The following is a 20,993-nucleotide window of genomic DNA, read 5'->3' on the forward strand; positions in this document are numbered from 1 at the left end:
CCACATTCACGGATAACGGCGCAAACTCACTCGGTGGCTCGTCCTCCCAGACCACTCCTGTATATCAGTTGTATGTTTCTGACGGATCTGTGGTTACAGGGAATCAGACGTCCGGCATCTGGCATGGGAGCTGTATGACGATAGTTTCTCCTACAGATACGGTGTCTCAAAGCACAATATCCAATAACAACTGCTGGCAATCTGGTGCGATCAGTATTTCTGGCAGCTGGAATGGTAGTAATAATGTTTACAATACGTATGTAGGTTCTTCCACAACGGTCAACCTCAGTAATATTTCAAATGAGGCATTGACTTCGGTTACGCCGCCTAAGGGCGTCTTTTATATCAATGGTCTAGCTGTCGTAAAAACGACATTACAGGCTAGCTCTCTTGTCCTCGGAACGTCGGTTCCGGCAACAGCAGATGCCCCTGCATCCTACACCAATCTTGCATATTTCAACTCTGATCCGGCGACCCATAATATCCTGATCGGCGATGCAACAGCCGCTAACACATACGGCGGCCAGTTGCTTATGCAGGCTTATACAAAATCGACGCTTCTATCGAAGGTGAAGGGGGCGGAGGGTGGCATGGCTCTGTGTTCAGACTGTGCCGGGGGGAATGCGCAGCCAGTGATCTACTCTGGGGGGCAATGGGTTCCTGTCCTCCTGGGTACGCCTTTGGCGCCATAGTCGCCACTGGCAGCCCCGCTCTGCGAGCATCTTAAATTTTCATCGGTCTTATCAAAAGCCGTCCCAGAGGGGCGGTTTTTCCATATGTGGAGACACCGTTGTGGATCTTGCTTCATTGCTGAGGTTTGTTCCTCCGGCTTATCTTTTTTGCGTCGGTCTGATCTTGGTGAGCATATCAATCCTCTTGAATGTCTGCGGATACCTCCGCTCCAGAATTCCACCGCCGGATCCCGGTTCGAGGTGGACACGCCTTTACCAGATCATGAGCATTCTGGCGTTTGAGCAGAAATACGCATCTGCGATTTATAAGATCGGCATGACGGCCGTTCTGACGACACGGGCTGAAGCGCCGCTTCTAAAAAAGGCTGGCGTGGACAGTGGGGTCCAGATCCTCGACAGCAAGGGCAAGCCCAAAGCGCCGACCTGACTGGCCCCGTCAGCTGGTCTTGGATCGATCATTCTCATTCCTCAGATCTCCGAAGGAGGCAGCCCCCCAGCTGTCAGACCGTCGGATGCAATGCCGCCCATCGAGGCGGCTTTTTTTATGGAAGAAACACGTATGGCTTTTAACTCTGTGACGGCCCTTGAAGGTCTTGTGAATCAGGCTCTGGGCAAGGCTGACACCCCTGCGGTCCAGCAAGGCATCAGCGTCGGCGGCCTTGTGCTTCAGGGCGTTCTGGCAGCTAGCATTTCCCGTCTAGCTGGGCATGTGGATGTGAACGCGCTCGATGCTGCTCTGACCAAGACGCTGGAAGGGGCTACGGAACTGGAGCGCGTTCTAGCAGCCGGTCCGGTCGTGCAGGCTTCTGCAGCCGAAGCTGCTGACCTCAACCAGCCTGCCCAGTGAGTACCGCCAATCTGGCGATTGTTGGCGTCATGCTCCTTGTGGGCGTGGCGTCGGCCCTCGGGCTCTATCGAGCCGGAGGTAAGTCGCAGAAAGCCGATACGGCTGACCATGACGTGAAAGATGCGCAAGCTGCTCTCAATCGGGCCTCCGCTATGGCCCAGGCTGAAACGGATAAGCCAGCAACTGAGAGCGATGTCTTAGCGAGATTAAACAGAGGTAACGCATGAAGTGGATCGCACTTACTCTGACAGTCGCCGGCTGTACCCCCGCCCACTATGTACCGTGCCCTACAATAGTGCATTATTCTAAAGACGATCAAACGGCGTTGGCTAACGAGCTTCATGCAAATCCACACGCTCAGACCATACACTGGATCGGAGACTACATTGGGCTTCGCGACCAAGTACGAGAATGCATAAAATAAAAACTCTTTATTTCGTAGGATTTTTTACTGGATCAGGATAAATAAAAATTTGTATGTCACCATTATCTACAGGTTCACCTGCCTCACCCTCCAAATTGTCAAATCCATACATCAATAATGACGAACAAATAGCTTCAAGAATAGCATTATCAGATCTTGCCATAAACGAAATGCCATGGGAAAATATTTTTCTATTCATCCTAACTGCTGGATAAAAAACTATTTCCCATCCCGCCTTTCTTAAGGGGGAGGCTATAGATTCTGCAAATTGGTAGCAATCAGGACAAGAAGAAATCATAAAAATAACTTTTTGCGGATTGGAACTAATCGATATTACTCTTGAATATAAATCTTCCTGCGCTTTAGTTGTTAGTGATCTACCTGCCTCTTTGGTCTCGATGTTCGTAAATCTATGTTCTTGTTCGTCCCCTACATATTGAGATGCCACCTGACTCAATACTGCAAAACAAAGTGAAAAAATTAGAGGCAGATAAGTATGTAAATAATAATATCGAGATTTAACATTTTTATCTCCAACCCGATCCGTTACAGAAGCGGTCTCCGATAATGGATTAGATTTTTTTGTAATTCTATTTGCTTTTTTCGAACGCCAAAAATCTTCAAAAAAGTTTGAGGCAACTGCATAGAAAATTAAGATTGCCCCTCCCCATCCAGAGAGAGTTTGGATAGTAGACCAACTCATATTTTAAAAATCCCTTATTTCGAAAATAACTTATTACACTTCTATCATTTCCTATATATTAGGTAGTTACTTTTTATTGATACACTGTCACCAGCTCCTTGCCTGCACAATTTCACAAAGATGAGTCGTGTAACGACCGGACAGCAGTGATGCTCTTGGACGCCAAGTTCGACTCAGCCCCGTGGAAGACGAACGGATCATCCCAGCCCCGAACCGCGCATTGATTGCATCCATGGCAGCCATAGCGGCAGATGAGACTTTTGGATCTCGCGTTAAAAAAAACTGAGACTGCTGTCCGGCTGGTCTAAGGTCTGTCAGGATCACTCCTGCTTTGAAATAGCGATATGATGGAAGCCAGATAGCTTCTGCAAGCTGGGTGGCATGTCGGATCAGATCCCGGGTGTCAGCCGTGGGGTCAATCCCTGCACCAACATGCTTGGCGTACCAGGGATCACCATTATGAGGATTCGTTTGGATAAGAACGGACAGATGAGCAGCTTCAAGATGCTCGGCGCGTAGCTTCTCTGCAGCCCTGGCTGCGTAGTGTGCAACAGCTTCACGGATATCGGACCATTCTGTCAGAAGGCGTCCAAAGGTCCGTGTTGAGGCAATGCTCTTGCGGGTAGGCGACACATCTGCAAGCGCAAGACAGGACTGGCCTCGCAGCTCGGCCTGGACACGAGCCCCGACGACGGTCAGTACGCTGCGAATTGTTTTCGGATCCAGTGACACAAAGTCTGCCACCGTCTCAACACCCATGGCCTGCAATTTCTTCACAGTTTGCCGTCCAATTCCCCAGACCTCCTCGATGCTGGTGACAGCGTACCATTCGGTCCGGACAAGCGGGTCTGTTAGATCGCACAGTCCGTCGAGACGCGCATGATCCTTGGCTAACCCGTTCGCCAGCTTGGCGATCGTCTTTGTTGGTCCCCACCCGACGCAGGTCGGAATTTTCGCCTCTTGCCAGACAGCCTCCCTGATATCCTTGCAGCGCTGATACAAGTCACCTGGCAGGCTTGTTAAATCGAGGAACATCTCATCGATCGAATATGGCTCGACAGCAGGAACGCGTGCCTGAAGAACCTCATACATCCGGCGGGACATGTCGGCATAAAGGGCATAATTGGACGAATACCAGACGACCGGTCGAGCTTCAGGCCGTTTGTGGGCGAAGTGCCAGGGATCGCCCATCTTGATCCCAAGGCTTTTCGCTTCGCGTGTTCTGGCTATAGCGCAGCCGTCATTATTACTGAGAACCACGACCGGCTTGCGCTTCAGGCGTGGCTCAAAAGCACGCTGGCAGGAACAGTAGAACGAATTGCCGTCAATCAGGCCAAAGACAGGCATCAGACGTCTGTGCGGACTAGGCCGGTCGCTACGGCCCAGATTGAGACGTCAGTGTCATCATCCACCTGAAGAGGTTTTTTGGCACCTGCCGGGCGAAGCCACCAACCGTCGGGACGCTGTGTCAGCTCGCAGACGCGCAGATCATCCCCAACGCTGGCTATCACGACGACACCGGCCCTTGGGGCCAGGGCAGAATCGACCACCAGAATATCGCCGTGCTTGATGCCGCGTCCGACCAAGGCATCACCTTCGACGCGAACGGGATAACGGCTTGGCTGACGCAGATCTAGGACGGCGGCCATCAAGTCGATGGTACCCTCGATGTTGTCAGCTGCCGGTGATGCGAAACCCGTCGTGCGGTCGCCTTGATACGCCATGTTCTCCTCCTGCTTGGTGAGAACAGAAAGAGAACAAAGGAGGCTACGTCAAATGAAATTTGAAACGTTTTTATCTAATGCAAAGATTTCAAATGCTTAGAAAGTCATCATGCTAAAGCGGACATAGCTTTCTGTGCCATTGGCACAGGAAACTATCGTCATGCATCGACTAAACCGAGATTTTTGGACTGTAGCTCCCTCAGAAAATGGCTGTTTTTCCTATGGAGCACATTTTTGGTAAGGGAGAGGTCGACAGTTCAATCCTGTCCAGCAGCACCAGTCTTTTCTTCTTGAAATATGATGCTTAATTAAAATTCTTAGGCTTAACTGGCCCAGAAAACGCGTTTTCTCGCTCCGTGAATTTTGGGGCTAAGGCTCACAGAGAAACAATTCTCAAAATCGTCTCGATGTTAAAGCGAATGCGCTCTGCCTGAGCAGCCTCGGACATCAGTTCCCGTTCAAAAATGATCGATCCTGTATACTGGTTGGTGAAGTAGTAGTAGCTGACGGCTGCTATAGTGATATTGAGCTGGACCGGGTCAACGCCCTCTCGGAAAAGTCCCTGCGCCACACCGCGCTTTAAAATCGTGTCCACGAGTCCGACGAAGCGCCTGCTGACAATCTTGACGGTTTCTGAAGACTTTAAATGCCGGGCCTGTGCTAGATTCTCGCTATTCACCAGTGAAATGAATTCAGGGTTCCGGATGTAATAGTTCCAGGTAAAACGGACGAGTCGTTCAAGGGCTTCTCTAGGATCTAAACTATCCAGATCCAGCTTTTTCTCAGATTCGCGAATATCGAAATAGGCATTTTCCAGAACTGTCTGGAAGAGTTTCTCTTTACTTTCAAAGTAGTGATAAATCATGCGCTTATTGGCATTGGCTTCCAGCGCGATTGCGTCGACGCGGGCCCCTTCAAGGCCGTTTTTTGCAAACTCTTTTTTTGCGGCCTCTAGAATCCGGCTTTTTGTAGCTTCTGCGTCGCGGATTCGAGGGCGGGGCGACTGTGTGTCTGGGGACTGTGCACTCAACGGGAAATCTCGCTTTTTGCTGGAGCCGGGCCTGAAGTTCCCGCTTTATGGCCGGAAACGCGCAGACGTCAAAACATCACATAAAAAATAACATATAAAAGAGATTTACTTATCACTATAACGTGATTTATGAGATTTTCCATTCTGCGCTACCAAAGTAACCAGATGGTGCGAAAGGCGCTTTGATCTCTCCATTGTGGAGGGGCGAAACCAGGGGGCAGGATTGAGAAAAATATTCCGCGGTAGCGGTTTTTTCGGAAACATTTTCGAAGGGGCGGCTTTCTTGTGGAGAGTAATATTTTCAAACCAATGCCTGGGTAAGAGTTAAATCCCTTTCCAGCGCACCGCTTACGGCAGGCGGTTCGACAGTATCTTTACCGTTAAACAATCCTGGTGCGCTGACCGTCTGCTCACGGGACAATCTGAAACGACGATGCGTCATTGAGCGCTCGTCAAAAAAGACAGGGAGAAGCCGTCAATGAACAAGATGGCACAGAAACTGGCTCCATCCGGAGTGGCTCGTGACTTTGGGTTTTTCATCGATGGTGAGTGGCGCCACGGACGTGAGATGTTCGAGCGCAAGTCTCCCAGTCATGATGTTATTGTCACGCGAATTGCACGTTGCACGGAAGAGGATCTGAATGATGCCGTAGTCGCCGCGCGTCGTGCGTTTGAGAACGGCACATGGGCTGGTCTGGCAAGCTCAGAACGCAGTGCGATCCTGCTGAAAACGGCTGAGCTTCTGAGGCAGCGTCGCGATGACATCGCCTTTTGGGAAGTGTTGGAAAACGGCAAGCCGATTTCTCAGGCCAAGGCCGAGATCGACAACTGTATTTCCTGTTTCGAGATGGCTGCCGGTGCCGCGCGCCTTCTGCACGGCGACAGCTTCAACAATCTGGGCGAAAGCCTGTTCGGAATGGTTCTGCGCGAGCCGGTGGGTGTCGTTGGCCTCATCACGCCTTGGAACTTCCCGTTCATGATTCTGTGTGAGCGCGTGCCGTTCATTCTGGCATCTGGCTGCACGGTCGTCGTGAAGCCAGCGGAAGTCACCAGCGCAACCACGCTGATGCTTGCCGATATTCTGACGGAAGCGGGCCTGCCAAAGGGCGTCTATAACGTCGTGACGGGCACCGGAAAGAGTGTCGGTCAGGCTCTGACGCAGCATCCGGATGTGGATATGCTGTCCTTCACTGGTTCCACGGGTGTTGGCCGGTCCTGTATCCATGCGTCCGCAGACAGCAACCTCAAGAAGCTTGGCCTAGAGCTTGGTGGCAAGAACCCGATTGTCGTCTTTGCGGACAGCGATCTGGAAGATGCGGCCGATGCGGTAGCCTTTGGGATCAGCTTCAACACCGGGCAATGCTGCGTCTCGTCCAGCCGTCTGATCGTTGAAGAGTCTGTAGCTGACAAGTTTGAAAAGCTTGTTGTCGCCAAGATGGAAAAGATCCGCGTGGGCGACCCGTTTGACCCGGAAACGCAGATTGGCGCCATTACGACGGATGCTCAGAACAAAACCATTCTCGACTATATCGAGAAGGGGAAGGCCGAAGGCGCGCGCGTTCTGTGTGGCGGTAACAAGGTCGATCTGGGTCGTGGGCAGTACATTGCGCCAACGCTCTTCACGAATGTGAAGCCAGATATGTCCATTGCGACTGACGAGATCTTTGGCCCTGTGCTGTCCGTCTTCCGGTTCAGCACGCTTGAGGAAGCGATCTCCCTGGCCAATGACACGGTTTATGGTCTGGCCGCGTCTGTCTGGACGAAGGACATCAGCAAGGCCCTGAAGGTGACGCGTAAGGTTCAGGCCGGGCGCTTCTGGGTCAACACGATCATGGCTGGCGGCCCTGAAATGCCGCTGGGTGGTTTCAAGCAGTCTGGCTGGGGTCGTGAAGCGGGTATGTATGGGGTGGAAGAATACACCCAGATCAAATCCGTTCACGTAGATCTCGGCAAACGGACGCACTGGATCGCATAATGATGACTGGTTTCGATTACGTTATCGTTGGTGGCGGCTCGGCAGGATGTGTTCTTGCCGCCCGTCTCTCCCGAAACCCGGCGGTGCGCGTCTGCCTGATCGAAGCAGGCAAGCGTGACACCAATCCGCTCATTCACATGCCGGTTGGCTTTGCGAAAATGACGACAGGCCCCCTGACATGGGGGCTTGTCACCACACCGCAGAAGCACGCCAATAACCGCCAGATTCCTTATGTGCAGGCGCGTGTTCTTGGTGGTGGTTCATCCATCAATGCCGAAGTTTTCACACGTGGCCATCCGTCTGATTTCGATCGGTGGGAGCAGGAGGGAGCTGACGGCTGGGGCTTCAAAAACATCCAGAAGTACTTCATCCGCTCTGAGGGAAATTCCATTCTTGCCGGATCATGGCACGGAACGGATGGTCCACTCGGCGTGTCGAACCTGGATTGCCCCAATCCCGTCAGCCGCGCCTTCGTACAGAGCTGCCAGGAAATCGGAATTCCGTATAACCCTGACTTTAACGGTCCAGTTCAGCAGGGCGCTGGTATTTACCAGCTGACGGTGCGCAATAACCGGCGCTGCTCTACGGCCGTTGGATATCTGCGTCCCGCTCTGAAGCGTAAGAACCTGACGGTTATTACTGGTGCGATGGTTCTGAAGGTTGTCTTCGAGGGGAAGCGCGCAGTCGGCGTGCAGTACATTGCGGACAAGCAGATGCACACTGCGCGTGCTGAGCAGGAAGTGCTGGTCACGTCCGGTGCAATCGGTACGCCGAAGCTGATGATGCTGTCTGGCGTTGGTCCGGCTGCGCATCTCAAAGAGCACGGTATTCCCGTTGTTCATGATCTGCCGGGTGTGGGTCAGAATCTACAGGATCACTTTGGTGTCGATATCGTTGCTGAGCTGAAAGGCCATGACAGTTTCGACAAGTACAACCAGTACAAGTGGATGATGTGGGCTGGCCTGCAATATTCGCTGTTCAGAAGTGGTCCAGTGGCGTCGAACGTCGTGGAAGGCGGAGCTTTCTGGTACGGCGATCCGGCTGCAAGCTGCCCGGATCTTCAGTTCCACTTCCTGGCGGGCGCTGGCGCGGAAGCGGGTGTGGCCTCTGTTCCGAAAGGGACGTCTGGCATCACGCTCAACAGCTATACGCTCCGTCCAAAAGCGCGCGGGTCTGTCACGTTGCGTTCGTCTGACCCTCGGGAAGCACCGGTTGTGGATCCGAATTTTCTGGGTCACCCGGACGATCTGCGGACAACCGCTGAGGGCGTTCGCCTGAGCTATGAAATGTTCGGCAGCCACTCGCTGCAAAAATACATCAGCAAGGTCTGCCTGCCAGAAGGCGGTGGGCGTACGCTCAAGGCATATGAGGATTATGCTCGTCAGCAGGGTCGCACATCCTATCATCCGACCTGTACGTGCAAAATGGGCAGGGACGAAATGGCCGTTGTTGATCCACGCCTGCATGTGCATGGCCTGGAGGGCATCCGGATTTGCGATAGCTCGGTCATGCCATCGCTGCTTGGGTCTAACACCAATGCGGCAACGGTCATGATTGGTGAACGAGCGGCGGACTTTATTCTGGGGAATGCTTGAGAACGATAACCTTCTCAAGCGGCGCCTCATGCATCGCGATTTTTACAAGATCATAAGTAACTAACAAGATAGTTATAGTGGATCAAAGGCAATGACCAAGACCAGAACCGCAGCGGAAGCCGTCAGTCTTATCAAGGATGGCTCCACCATTGCGATCAACGCATCGTCCGGGCTTCTGTGCCCCGACGACGTTCTGAAGGCGCTCGGGGAACGTTTTGAAAAGGAAGCGGCCCCGAAGAGCCTGACGACGATCCATCCGATCGCGACGGGTGACATGTTCGGGACCAAAGGCGTGGATCACATCGCCCAGCCTGGCATGATCAAAAAGATCATCGGCGGGTCTTACCCGTCCGGTCCCAGCAATGCTGAGCCACCGCTTATCTGGCAGCGCATTCTGGCCGAGGACGTCGCCGCTTATAACCTACCATCTGGCGTTATCTTCGACATGCTGCGCGAAGGTGCGGCTCTGCGTCCTGGCGTGTTGACGAAAGTTGGTCTCGATACATTCGTGGACCCGAAGCGGGAAGGCGGTGCGATGAATGAGACCGCACGCTCCAATCCCATCGTGCGTCATATGGACTTCGAGGGCGAAGACTGGCTGTATTTCTCGGCGCTGAAGCCGGACGTTGCGATCATTCGCGCCTCGACTGCGGACGAAAATGGCAATCTGACGTTCGAACAGGAAGGCGCCACGCTGGGTGCCATGGAAATGGCTCTGGCGGCTCATAACAATGGTGGTTTGGTCATCGCGCAAGTCCGCCGCGTGGCAGAACAGGGCACGTTGAAGCCGCATGACGTCAAAGTGCCGGGTATTCTGGTGGACGTTGTTGTGGAAGCCCCGGATCAGCTTCAGACCACTGCCACACCTTATGACCCAGCAATTTCTGGCGAGATTTTTCGGCCTCTGTCGTCTTTCGCTATTCCGGATTTCAATCCGGGCAAGGTGATTGCGCGACGTGTGGCGCAGGAGTTGAAGGATGGCTGGGCGGTCAACATTGGCTTCGGGATTTCCGCCAATGTGCCGCGCATCCTGCTGGAAGAAGGCCTGCATGGCAGCGTGACATGGGTCATCGAACAGGGGCCGGTTGGCGGCGTTCCGCTGCTGGATTTCAAGTTCGGTTGCGCCAGTAATGCCGAGGCGTTCGTCGCTTCTCCCCATCAGTTCAGCTACTTCCAGGCGGGCGGTTTTGACTGCTCCCTGCTGTCCTTCCTTGAGATCGGGGCTGATGGGTCTGTTAACGTCAGCCGCCTTGCTGCCACGCCGCATCGGACGGCAGGGGCGGGCGGTTTCGTAGACATTACGGCACGGGCCAAGCGCATCATCTTCTCAGGCAATTTTAATGCCGGAGCCAAGATGCACATTGAGGACGGCCGGCTCGTGATTGATCGGGAAGGCAAGATTTCCAAGATCGTGCCAGAGGTGGATCAGGTCAGCTTCTCAGGGCGCAGAGCCACCGAAACAGGCCAGGACGTCACCTACGTGACGGAACGCTGTGTTCTCAAGCTTCTGAACGGTGAACTGACGGTCACGGAAATCGCGCCGGGCATCGACTTGCAGAAAGACGTGCTCGATCAGGCGTCCACTACGCTAAAGGTTTCGCCTGAACTGAAGGAAATGGATGCCGTTCTGTTCAAGGATGCCGTGATGGGGCTCAAGCTCTGAACGCCCCAGGCCGTCCTTTCCGTGAGTGGAGTCTGAAAGAAGCCATGACAGTCGACGATCACAGTTTCCTGACAGGTCTGTTCAATGCCGCCATTACCGCGGCCGATGCAGACCTCGTGCTGGCTGCCAACCTGCCGGAACGCCCGAAAGGCAAGACGGTCGTGGTTGGGGCCGGGAAGGGGGCAGCCCAGCTTGCCGCAGCCTTTGAGCGCGTGTGGGATGGTCCGCTGGAAGGCGTTGTCGTCACCCGTTATGGCTATGGCTACCCTACAGAACAGATCCGCGTTCTGGAGGCTTCCCATCCTGTTCCGGATCAAGCCGGTCTGGCTGCAACGGCGGCTTTGTTTGAGGCGGTGCGCGGATTAGGTCCGGATGATCTGGTCGTTGCTCTGATCTGCGGAGGTGGGTCAGCCTTGCTGCCATGTCCGCCAGAAGGATTCACGTTGGAAGATGAAGCGGAGCTCAGCCGGGTTCTCCTGTCTTCTGGCGCGCCGATTTCTGTCATGAACAGCATCCGCAAGCAGTTTTCGGGGATTAAGGGCGGTCGTCTGGCCGCTGCGGCTTCCCCGGCGAGAGTCGTTTCACTCATAGTCTCGGATGTACCGTTCGATGATCCGGCACAGGTGGCCTCTGGACCAACCGTGCCTGATACGAAAACACGCGAAGACGCGCGGCATATGGCCAAGGCCTGGAAGCTCGCACTGCCGTCTAAAGTGCAGGCATGGCTTGACGGAGAGCTGGGGCAGGCGCCGCGTCCGGAAGATCCGGCATTTGCCGGGAACGAAGTGCGTATCGTGGCGTCGGCTCATCTGTCTCTTGAGGCGGCAGCCGCAGCGTCCCGGAATCTTGGAATTTCTGCTGTTATCCTGTCCGACGCGATTGAAGGGGAAGCCCGGGATGTCGGGAAGGTCCATGCAGCGATCGCGCGTGAAGTGATTATTCGTAATCAGCCATTCCAGAAGCCGGTTGTCATCCTCTCGGGGGGAGAAACAACGGTGACATTGCGTGGACGTGGACGGGGTGGTCGCAACACGGAGTTTCTCCTGTCGTTTGCGCTCGCGGCTGAGGGCCTTCCGGTTTCCGCACTCGCTGCGGATACAGATGGAATTGACGGGTCTGAGGACAATGCGGGTGCCTTTGCAGATGGCGAAAGTATGGGAAGACTGCGCGCGCGCGGGATCAATCCGTCCATCCTGCTGGCGGAAAACGACGCCTATACTGCCTTTGAGGCACTAGATGACCTATTTGTGCCAGGTCCTACCGGGACAAACGTCAATGATTTTCGCGCTATTCTGCTGAGGTAGAAAAAGATGGCGAAGTAAAAACTGTTCCTTAACGAGAACGAATTCATTCTGGGTATTATGAACATCAAGTTCTTTTGATTTCAAAACGCAGAATGGCCTTGAAAACAGATCAGTCATTATACTAACTAACTGGTTAGTTACTAATTAAGGGAATCGGGTTATGTTTCTCAATGAAATGCAGGAGCAGGTTCGCGAGACCACACGGTCCTTCGTGGATGAAGTCATCCGCCCTGCTGCTGAGGCCCTCGACCGTGAAGAACGCTTTCCGGCCGAAATTTACGAAGAAATGGGCCGTCTTGGCCTGTTCGGCATTGCAGTTCCGGAAGAGCTGGGAGGGCCTGGCTTCGATACCCTGACCTATGCCGTCGTGATGGAAGAACTGTCCCGCGGCTATGCCAGCATCGCCGATCAGTGTGGCCTGGTGGAACTGATTTCCACGCTCCTGGTGCGTCACGGCACGGATGAGCAGAAGAAACTGCTGCCAGACATTCTCTCCATGAAGCGCAAGGTTGCTTATTGCATCACCGAGCCGGAAGCCGGCACGGACGTGTCCGGTATTCGCACCACAGTTGAACGTGATGGCGATGGTTGGATTCTGAACGGCGGCAAGATCTGGATCCATAACGCCCCGGTGGCGGATCTCGGGTTCGTTCTGGCACGGACGGACAAGGAAGCCGGAAACCGTGGCATGTCCATTTTCATTGTGGACCTGCATGCCAAGGGCGTTGAGCGCGGCCCGAAAGAGCACAAGATGGGTCAGCGGGCCAGCCAGGTTGGTGCGCTTGATTTCTCCGATGTGCGCCTCGGCCCGGATGCTCTTCTGGGCGAGATGAACCGTGGCTTCCACATGATGATGAGCGTGCTGGACAAGGGACGCGTGGGCATCGCGGCGCTCGCTGTTGGCATCGCACAGGCTGGTCTTGAAGCCGCTGTCGATTATGCCGGAACGCGCAAGCAGTTCGGCAAGCACATCTCCGAATTCCAGGGGGTTCAGTGGCTTTTGGCCGATATGGCCAAGGACATCGAAGCGGCCCGTCTGCTGGTTCATTCCGCTGCGGTGAAGATCGATAACGGTCAGGACGCCACGCGCTCCTGCTCCATGGCAAAATGCTTTGCTGGTGACGTGGCTGTGGCCCGTACGGCGGATGCTGTGCAGGTCTTTGGTGGCTCCGGCTACATCCGTGGCTTTGAAGTTGAGCGTCTGTATCGCGATGCCAAGATCACACAGATCTATGAAGGTACGAACCAGATCCAGCGCATGATCATAGCGCGTGAACTGCTCAAGAAGGGCGCCCGTACATGAGACAGGTCGCTCTCGTCACCGGCTCTTCACGCGGGATCGGCCTGGCCGCCGCGGAAGCGCTCGCTAAAGAAGGCTTTTCTTTAGCGGTAAATGGACCGGTTGATGATGCAGAACTGCGTGCAGCCGTGGCCCGTCTGGAAGGGCTGGGCGCCAAGGTTGTAGCCGCCCCGTTCGATGTGTCCGACATCAGCGCCCATGAGGGTGTTCTGGCGCGGATTGAAGACGAACTCGGCCCGCTGACAACGCTGGTGAACAATGCGGGCGTCGGCGTTCTCCAGCGGGGTGACCTGCTGGATGTGTCCGAAGCAAGCTGGGACCGCTGCCTGACGATCAATGCGAAGGCGGTGTTCTTCCTCTCACAGGCTTTTGCAAAGCGCCTTCTGAGCCGGGAACGGTCAGCTGATGCGTTCCATTCGATCGTCAACGTCACATCGTCGAACGCGACGGCTGTGGCGGTGCAACGGTCTGAATACTGCGCGTCAAAGGCTGCGGCGGCCATGGTGTCCAAGGCTCTGGCTGTGCGTCTCGGGATCGAGAATATCGCGGTCTATGACGTTCAGCCTGGCCTGATCGCTACAGAAATGACGGCTGCCGTCATCCAGCACTACCGCCAGCGCGCGGAAGAGGGGCTGACCCTGCTTCCGCGTGTTGGAGAGCCCTCGGACATGGGGCGCATCATTGCGGCCCTTGCCACCGGGAAACTGCCCTACACCACAGGCCAGGTTATTTCGGCGGATGCCGGAATGCTTGTGCCGCGCTTCTGAGAAACGGTTATGAAGATCATCCTGCCCGACGAAACCGGCCGGAAGATGGATTACCATCTGATCGGTACCCCTGTTCCTCGCAGTGTCCTTCCTGCCAATCCGGCCCGGATCGTCTATTCGGCGGCCCATGTCGTCGCTGATCCGTTTACGGATAATGCACCGTCCGGCCGCGCTACGATCGACTGGAAGAAGACGCTTGAGTTCCGTCGCTATCTCGTCGGCATGGGCCTCGGTATTGCTGAAGCGATGGACACGGCCCAGCGCGGCATGGGTCTGGACTGGCCCGGTGCGCTGGATCTGATCCGTCGCACCAAGGCCGAACTGCCCGATGCGATGATCGTGAACGGTGCGGGGACAGACCATCTGGACCCGAAGGATGCACGCTCCGTCGATCATGTGCTTGCAGCATATCTGGAACAGGTCGAAGCGATCCAGAAAGTTGGCGCACGCGTCATTCTGATGGCCAGTCGTGCCCTCGTCCGCGTGGCGTCCAGTGCTGAGGACTATAAGCGGGTCTACCGCGAGGTGCTCTCTGCTTGTGATGAGCCTGTCGTTCTGCACTGGTTGGGCAAAGATTTCGATCCTGCTCTGGCAGGCTACTGGGGCACGGATGATTTCAATGAGGCGCTGGAAACAGTCCTGAGCATCATTGAAGAAAACGTCGCGAAGGTGGACGGCATCAAGATTTCCCTTCTCGACAAGGAGAAGGAAATAATCATGCGCCGCCGCCTGCCAAAGGGCGTGCGGATGTATACGGGTGATGACTTCAATTACCCGGAACTGATCGCTGGTGACGAGCAGGGCTACAGCCACGCACTTCTCGGCATTTTTGATCCGATTGCACCGCTTGCTGCTCGTGGTGTGAAACTGCTCGGCGAGGGGGACGTGAAAGGCTTTCACGACGCTCTCGACCCGACTGTTCCACTCGCTCGTGTGATCTTTCAGGCCCCGACGCAGTACTACAAGACGGGTGTGGTGTTTCTGGCCTGGCTGAATGGCTTTCAGGATCACTTCGTCATGCTGAATGGTGCGCAGTCCATGCGGTCCCTCCAGCATTTCACGGAGATCTTCCGTCTCGCAGATGGCTGCGGCCTGTTGCGGAACCCGGATCTGGCTGTGCACCGCATGAAGTCCCTTCTGTCGGTGTACGGGGCCTGATCATGCGGGACTTTCGCCACGATCATTCGGCTCTCGCCCTCAATACCGCAACGCTTGGCCATAATGTGCCGGGTGTCGGGGCAGGGTGGTCACCGGAACAGACGATTGACGCCTGTGCTGAACGTGGCATCGGCGGGATCGTGTTCTGGCGGCGGGAGATCGAGGGCCGGGCTGCGGAAATTGGAGACCGGGCGCGTCAGGCTGGGGTGAAGGTTGTCGGCCTGTGCCGGACGCCCTTTCTGGTCGGTCCGCTGGGGCTTCAGAGCGAAGAGGCAATCCTGTCGGATTTCCGTCAGTCCATCGATCAGACAGCCGCGCTCGGAACCGATGTTCTGACCATCGTTGTCGGTGGTGTGGAAACCGGCACGAAGGGCGTGGCTCACAGCCTGGACATCGTGGCGGACCGGATGGCGAAGGCCATTCCCTACGCTGAAGCCTGTGGCGTGAAACTCGCGCTGGAGCCGCTGCATCCGGCCTATGCCGGAGACCGCTCCTGCCTCACGACCACCCGTGACGCCCTGGATCTGTGCGACCTTCTGGCGTCGGATAGCGTGGGCGTTGCGATCGATATCTACCATGTGTGGTGGGACACGGACCTGCCACGCCAGCTCGCTCGTGCGGGAAACCGCATTCTGGGCTTTCACCTCTGTGACTGGCTTGTTCCCACAACCGACATCCTGCTTGACCGCGGGATGATGGGGGACGGCGTTGCAGACCTGCGGGGGATCCGCAGGGAGGTGGAAGCCGCCGGGTATTCCGGCTTCTGCGAGGTGGAAATCTTTTCCGCGAACAACTGGTGGAAGCGCCACCCGGCTGACGTGCTGGACACGATGGTCGAACGCTTCCGCACTGTCTGCTGACCCATCGGAGGGCATCATGAAGATCCTCGTCCCTGTCAAACGTGTCGTCGATTACAACGTCCGCATCCGCGTAAAGGGTGACGGATCTGGGGTCGAGCTTGCGAACGTCAAGATGTCAGTCAATCCGTTTGACGAAATCGCCATCGAAGAAGCCGTCCGCCTCAAGGAAAAAGGTATCGCCACGGAAGTGGTTGCAGTCTCCATTGGTGTGCCGCAGGCGAAAGAAACACTGCGCACCGTGCTCGCCATGGGCGCGGACCGTGCCATTTTCGTCGAAGCAACGACGGATGTGAATGTGGATATTGAGCCTCTCGCTGTCGCCAAACTGCTGGCGAAGGTGATTGAGGATGAGAAACCAAACCTCGTCATCGCAGGCAAACAGGCCATCGATAATGACATGAACGCGACTGGTCAGATGCTTGCCGCCCTGCTGGGCTGGGGCCAGGCCACCTTCGCATCATCCGTCGAGATTGAGGGCGACAGTGCAACCGTCAGCCGTGAGGTTGATGGTGGTCTTCAGACCATCCGCGTGAAGCTGCCCGCCATCATCACGTCCGATCTGCGCCTGAACGAGCCGCGCTATGTCGCGCTGCCCAACATCATGAAGGCCAAGAAGAAGCCGCTCGAAGAACGCAAGGCGTCTGACCTCGGCGTGGATATTGCGCCACGTCTGAAGGTTATTCGCACGGCTGAACCGCCTCAGCGTCAGGCTGGTGTGAAGGTCAGTTCCGTTGATGAGCTGGTTTCGAAACTCAAAAATGAAGCAGGAGTGATCTGATGTCTGTTCTGCTGCTCGCTGAAGTGGTTAACGGCCACCTCGTAACCGATACCGTTGCCAAGGCCCTGTCTGCCGTCAAAGCGCTGGGCGATGTGACGGTTCTTGTTGCTACCCAGAACGGCGCGGAAGCTGCCGCCGAAGCTGCAAAGCTTGAGGGTGTCTCCAAGGTCCTGCTGGCGGATGATGCGTCTCTGGCTCATGAACTGGCTGAACCTGTCGCCGCCCTCATTGTGTCTCTGGCATCCGGGTATAGCCATATCGCTGCGGGCTCGACGGCGTTCTCCAAGAATGTTCTGCCACGCGTTGCCGCTCTTCTGGATGTCATGATCCTGTCAGACGTAACGGCCGTGAAGGATGCCGAGACGTTCGATCGTCCGGTCTATGCCGGCAATGCGATCCAGACGGTGCAGTCCTCTGATCCGGTGAAGGTCTTCACCATTCGTACGGCGGCCTTCTCGGCTGTCGGCGAAGGTGGCTCAGCTAGTGTGGAAAATGTCTCCGTTCCCGCTGATCCGGCGCTGTCGTCCTGGGTGGAAGACAAGGCAGTTGAATCCGAACGTCCGGAGCTAACGGCTGCCAAGAATATCGTCTCAGGTGGTCGTGGCGTCGGATCGAAAGAGAACTTCGACACCATCGCCAAGCTTGCAGACAAGCTGAACGCTGCCATCGGCGCCAGCCGTGCGGCTGTGGATGCAGGCTACGCGCCGAATGACTGGCAGGTCGGGCAGACGGGCAAGATCGTGGCGCCTGATCTGTATATCGCGGTCGGCATTTCCGGTGCGATCCAGCATTTGGCGGGCATGAAGGATTCCCGGGTGATCGTCGCCATCAACAAGGACGAAGACGCCCCGATTTTCCAGGTCGCGGATTATGGGCTGGTGGGAGACCTCTTCACCATCCTTCCCGAACTGACGGCAAAACTCTGACAGGCCCCGGCGGCCTGCAGGGAGGAGAAAGATCATGACTACGATCGAACGGGAAAGCATGGACTATGACGTTGTCATCGTCGGCGCTGGCCCTGCCGGTCTCTCCGCGGCGATCCGGCTCAAACAGAATGAGCCGGACCTCTCCGTGGTCGTACTGGATAAAGGGTCTGAAGTCGGGGCGCATATCCTGTCAGGCGCGGTCATTGATCCGTGCGCGCTGGATGTGCTGCTTCCCGAATGGCGGACCATGGATGCGCCCATCACCGTGCCGGTAAGGGAAGACAATTTCTTCCTGCTGACGGAAAAGAGCCAGATCCGCCTGCCTAATGTTCTGATGCCAAAGCTTATGGACAACCACGGGAATTACATTGTCTCGCTGGGGAATGTCTGCCGCTGGCTGGCACAGGTCGCAGAGGGTCTGGAAGTGGAAATCTTCCCCGGTATGGCGGCAAGCGAAGTCGTTTATGACGATCAGGGTCGCGTTGCGGGTGTGGTGGCTGGCGAGTTCGGTAAAAACCCGGATGGAACGCCGGGTGATGCCTACGAGCCGGGTATGGAACTGCGCGGGAAATACGTGTTCTTCGCCGAAGGTGCGCGGGGATCACTGGCTCGTCAGCTAATGGATCGTTTCGCGCTTTCCGAGGGCAAGGACCCGCAGAAATTCGGACTGGGCCTCAAGGAAATCTGGGAGATCGATCCCGCCAAGCATCATGAAGGCACGGTCACACACACCATGGGTTGGCCGCTGAACAGCAAGGCGGGCGGTGGGTCCTTCATCTACCATCTCGACAACAATCAGGTCTGCGTCGGGTTTGTCGTCCATCTGGGCTATGAAAACCCGTATCTGGACCCTTACCGTGAGTTTCAGGAGTTCAAGCACCATCCGATGGTGGCCGAACTGCTGAAAGGCGGAAAACGCGTGGCTTATGGTGCGCGTGCGCTATCCGAAGGTGGCTGGCAGTCCATTCCGAAAGTGACTTTCCCTGGCGGCGTTCTGCTCGGGTGTTCCGCCGGGCTTGTGAATGTTCCGCGCATCAAGGGCAGCCATAACGCCATTTTCTCAGGCATTGCCGCTGCCGATGCGGCACGCGCAGCGCTGGCGGCTGGGCGCGCTCAGGACGAACTAACGGATTATGAGGACGAACTGCGAAACGGCCCTGTCGGGACAGACTTAAAGGCCGTCCGTAACGTCAAACCTCTGTGGGAGCGGTTTGGCCTTCTGGGCGGTGTTGCGCTCGGTGGTCTGGATATGTGGATGACAACTCTGACGGGACTCTCTCCCTTCAGAACGCTCGGGCATGGAAAGTCCGATGCCGCGGCAACGGGGTTGGCTGCCAGTTTCAAGCCGATTGAATATCGTAAGCCGGACGGGCAACTCAGCTTTGATCGCACAACCAATGTGGCGTTTGCCTTCACCAACCACGAAGAACGCCAACCCTGCCATCTGACACTCCGTGATCCATCCATCCCAATCCAGGTGAACCTGCCTCTCTACGCTGAGCCTGCCCAGCGTTACTGCCCGGCGGGCGTGTATGAGGTTCTGCGTCCAGAGAATGAACAGCCACGGTTTCAGATTAACTTCCAGAACTGTGTGCATTGCAAAACCTGCGACATCAAAGATCCAAGCCAGAATATTGTTTGGACAACGCCGCAGGGAGGTGATGGACCGAACTATCCAAACATGTAAATTCAAATAAAAAGAAATATAACTCGTCTCTTTTATTTGATTTTACTTGAATAAACAACCTGAGAACATGCTGCGTTGAAAGACTATTCCCATAATGGGAATCTGAAGTAAGGAATAAGGCAATGAGTGGCATCGACCTTTCGGCACCACCGCCGCCAGTGTCTCTGAATGGTAAAAGTGTCCTGACGGCAATTCTGGCTGCTGTTGCGGGTCTGATGTTTGGTCTCGATCTGGGTGTGATTTCAGGGGCTCTGAAATTCATCGGTCTGGAATTCAACGTCACGGACTTCGGCAAGGAGTGCATCGTCTCATCGATGATGGTTGGTGCGGCGGTAGGTGCCGTCTGCGGTGGGCGCCTGTCCTATCTTTTTGGCCGGAAGCGCCTGCTGCTGTCTTCAGCTGTCCTGTTTGTTCTCGGGTCGCTGCTGTGCGCGCTGGCAACATCCGTCACGCTGCTGATTGTGGGGCGTATGGTGCTTGGCGTGTCTGTTGGCATCGCAAGCTTTACCGCTCCACTTTACATCTCCGAGATTGCGCATCAGCACTACCGTGGGTCTCTGATCTCGGTTTACCAGCTCATGATTACGGTCGGGATTTTTGTAGCGTTCATCTCTGATGCGCTGCTGGCTTATTCCGGTTCATGGCGCTGGATGCTCGGCATCGTCGCTATTCCAGGCGTCGTGTTTCTGCTTGGCGTGCTGCTGCTACCTGACAGTCCCCGTTGGCTCGTACTCCGGGGCCGTAAGGACGAAGCCTTTACGGTTCTGCATCAGCTGCGCGGCCATGAAGGTGATGCGCGCGCCGAGATCTCGGACATTGAAGAGCAGCTTGCGCAGATTGAGGGCGGCTACGGTCTGTTCAAGGCCAACGCGAATTTCCGCCGCTCTGTTTTTCTGGGCATCCTGCTTCAGACCATGCAGCAGTTCACGGGCATCATCGTGGTGATGTACTACGCCCCCCGCATCTTCGAAGTCGCAGGTTTTGGCGATAACGCAGCCATGTGGGGCACGGCCATTGTCGGTCTGGTAAATGTGCTGTCGACGTTCATTGCCATTGGCTTCGTGGACAAATGGGGCCGTCGCCCGATGCTGATTGCCGGCTTCATCATCATGACGATCGGCATGGCTTCAGTCGGGACGCTGCTCTACTTCGGAACCGGCAATAGCGAACTTGCGCGATATGGCGCAGTGATCATGCTCTTGGCCTTCATCGTCGGATTTGCGTTCTCTGCCGGTCCGCTGGTGTGGATCCTGTGCTCGGAAGTTCAGCCCATCAAAGGGCGCGATTTCGGCATCGGTTGCTCCACCTTCACGAACTGGGTCACGAACATGATCGTCGGCCTGACGTTCCTGACGCTCCTGAACACCATCGGGAATGCCCAGACGTTCTGGATGTACGCGGCGTTCAATGCGTTCTTTATCTACCTCACCCTGAAATTTGTGCCTGAAACCCGTGGTGTTTCTCTTGAGCAAATCGAGCGGAACCTGATGGCGGGCAAGCCACTCAACCGGATCGGTCTGTGATCCTGCCCCTCGGCACGACTGTCCCGGCGCTTTCACA

Annotated in this window: 20 protein-coding genes; 16 read left to right on the top strand and 4 right to left on the bottom strand. The window is 55.7% G+C overall.

Features of this window, described 5'->3' with window-relative positions; translation table 11 throughout:
- The 4 genes from R5H23_RS04570 to R5H23_RS04585 all read left to right on the top strand — a co-directional run.
- Positions 1-692 (top strand): hypothetical protein (locus R5H23_RS04570; protein ID WP_317214621.1); only part of this gene is annotated, 692 nt, incomplete at its 5' end.
- Between the two features lie 262 nt (positions 693-954).
- Positions 955-1,119 carry a hypothetical protein gene (locus R5H23_RS04575; RefSeq protein WP_317214622.1) on the top strand — a complete coding sequence of 55 codons (165 nt, stop codon included), beginning with the start codon at positions 955-957 and terminating at the stop codon, positions 1,117-1,119.
- Between the two features lie 132 nt (positions 1,120-1,251).
- Positions 1,252-1,539, top strand: a complete 288-nt coding sequence (locus tag R5H23_RS04580) for a hypothetical protein (RefSeq protein WP_317214623.1) — start codon at positions 1,252-1,254, stop codon at positions 1,537-1,539.
- A complete protein-coding gene (locus tag R5H23_RS04585; RefSeq protein ID WP_317214624.1) occupies positions 1,536-1,766 on the top strand; it encodes a hypothetical protein in 231 nt (76 codons plus the stop codon). The genes R5H23_RS04580 and R5H23_RS04585 overlap by 4 nt, the downstream gene beginning before the upstream one ends.
- 204 nt (positions 1,767-1,970) lie before the next feature.
- Here R5H23_RS04585 and R5H23_RS04590 read toward each other — a convergent pair whose 3' ends face one another.
- From R5H23_RS04590 to R5H23_RS04605, 4 genes are all read right to left on the bottom strand, one after another.
- On the bottom strand, positions 1,971-2,666 hold the full coding sequence (locus R5H23_RS04590; protein ID WP_317214625.1) for a hypothetical protein: 696 nt from the start codon (positions 2,664-2,666) through the stop codon (positions 1,971-1,973).
- 87 nt (positions 2,667-2,753) lie between these two features.
- On the bottom strand, positions 2,754-4,013 hold the full coding sequence (locus tag R5H23_RS04595; protein ID WP_317214626.1) for a DUF4113 domain-containing protein: 1,260 nt from the start codon (positions 4,011-4,013) through the stop codon (positions 2,754-2,756).
- Positions 4,013-4,390, bottom strand: a complete 378-nt coding sequence (locus tag R5H23_RS04600; RefSeq protein ID WP_317214627.1) for a S24 family peptidase — start codon at positions 4,388-4,390, stop codon at positions 4,013-4,015. The genes R5H23_RS04595 and R5H23_RS04600 overlap by 1 nt, the downstream gene beginning before the upstream one ends.
- A gap of 376 nt (positions 4,391-4,766) precedes the next feature.
- Positions 4,767-5,420 (bottom strand): TetR/AcrR family transcriptional regulator, encoded by a 654-nt coding sequence (locus tag R5H23_RS04605; RefSeq protein ID WP_211498774.1) that lies wholly within the window; start codon positions 5,418-5,420, stop codon positions 4,767-4,769.
- Between the two features lie 478 nt (positions 5,421-5,898).
- Between R5H23_RS04605 and R5H23_RS04610 the strand changes: the two genes are divergently transcribed.
- From R5H23_RS04610 to R5H23_RS04665, 12 genes are all read left to right on the top strand, one after another.
- Positions 5,899-7,395, top strand: a complete 1,497-nt coding sequence (locus R5H23_RS04610) for an aldehyde dehydrogenase family protein (RefSeq protein WP_317214628.1) — start codon at positions 5,899-5,901, stop codon at positions 7,393-7,395.
- Between the two features lie 2 nt (positions 7,396-7,397).
- On the top strand, positions 7,398-8,990 hold the full coding sequence (locus tag R5H23_RS04615; protein WP_317215070.1) for a GMC family oxidoreductase N-terminal domain-containing protein: 1,593 nt from the start codon (positions 7,398-7,400) through the stop codon (positions 8,988-8,990).
- A 91-nt stretch (positions 8,991-9,081) separates the two neighbouring features.
- Positions 9,082-10,653 carry an acyl CoA:acetate/3-ketoacid CoA transferase gene (locus tag R5H23_RS04620; protein WP_317214629.1) on the top strand — a complete coding sequence of 524 codons (1,572 nt, stop codon included), beginning with the start codon at positions 9,082-9,084 and terminating at the stop codon, positions 10,651-10,653.
- Between the two features lie 44 nt (positions 10,654-10,697).
- Complete coding sequence (locus R5H23_RS04625; RefSeq protein WP_317214630.1) at positions 10,698-11,957, top strand: glycerate kinase; 1,260 nt, start codon at positions 10,698-10,700, stop codon at positions 11,955-11,957.
- A gap of 160 nt (positions 11,958-12,117) precedes the next feature.
- Positions 12,118-13,260, top strand: a complete 1,143-nt coding sequence (locus R5H23_RS04630) for an acyl-CoA dehydrogenase family protein (protein WP_046900154.1) — start codon at positions 12,118-12,120, stop codon at positions 13,258-13,260.
- On the top strand, positions 13,257-14,024 hold the full coding sequence (locus tag R5H23_RS04635) for a 3-ketoacyl-ACP reductase (protein ID WP_046900153.1): 768 nt from the start codon (positions 13,257-13,259) through the stop codon (positions 14,022-14,024). The genes R5H23_RS04630 and R5H23_RS04635 overlap by 4 nt, the downstream gene beginning before the upstream one ends.
- 9 nt (positions 14,025-14,033) lie before the next feature.
- Entirely contained in the window at positions 14,034-15,182 is a 1,149-nt protein-coding gene (locus R5H23_RS04640) for a dihydrodipicolinate synthase family protein (RefSeq protein WP_317214631.1), read from the top strand.
- Between the two features lie 2 nt (positions 15,183-15,184).
- Entirely contained in the window at positions 15,185-16,042 is an 858-nt protein-coding gene (locus R5H23_RS04645; RefSeq protein ID WP_203548267.1) for a sugar phosphate isomerase/epimerase, read from the top strand.
- A 16-nt stretch (positions 16,043-16,058) separates the two neighbouring features.
- Positions 16,059-16,820: an electron transfer flavoprotein subunit beta/FixA family protein gene (locus R5H23_RS04650; RefSeq protein ID WP_203548268.1), complete on the top strand. Its 762-nt coding sequence runs from the start codon at positions 16,059-16,061 to the stop codon at positions 16,818-16,820.
- The gene (locus R5H23_RS04655; RefSeq protein WP_317214632.1) at positions 16,820-17,746 is read left to right on the top strand and encodes an FAD-binding protein; all 927 of its coding nucleotides are present in this window, start codon (positions 16,820-16,822) and stop codon (positions 17,744-17,746) included. The genes R5H23_RS04650 and R5H23_RS04655 overlap by 1 nt, the downstream gene beginning before the upstream one ends.
- A 34-nt stretch (positions 17,747-17,780) precedes the next feature.
- Positions 17,781-19,433 carry an electron transfer flavoprotein-ubiquinone oxidoreductase gene (locus R5H23_RS04660; protein ID WP_317214633.1) on the top strand — a complete coding sequence of 551 codons (1,653 nt, stop codon included), beginning with the start codon at positions 17,781-17,783 and terminating at the stop codon, positions 19,431-19,433.
- A 122-nt stretch (positions 19,434-19,555) separates the two neighbouring features.
- A complete protein-coding gene (locus R5H23_RS04665; protein ID WP_099210947.1) occupies positions 19,556-20,956 on the top strand; it encodes a sugar porter family MFS transporter in 1,401 nt (466 codons plus the stop codon).
- Positions 20,957-20,993: the final 37 nt, after the last annotated feature.

It is taken from the genome of Gluconobacter sp. GP1 (assembly GCF_032913585.1).
GTDB classification, from domain to species: Bacteria; Pseudomonadota; Alphaproteobacteria; order Acetobacterales; family Acetobacteraceae; genus Gluconobacter; species Gluconobacter cerinus.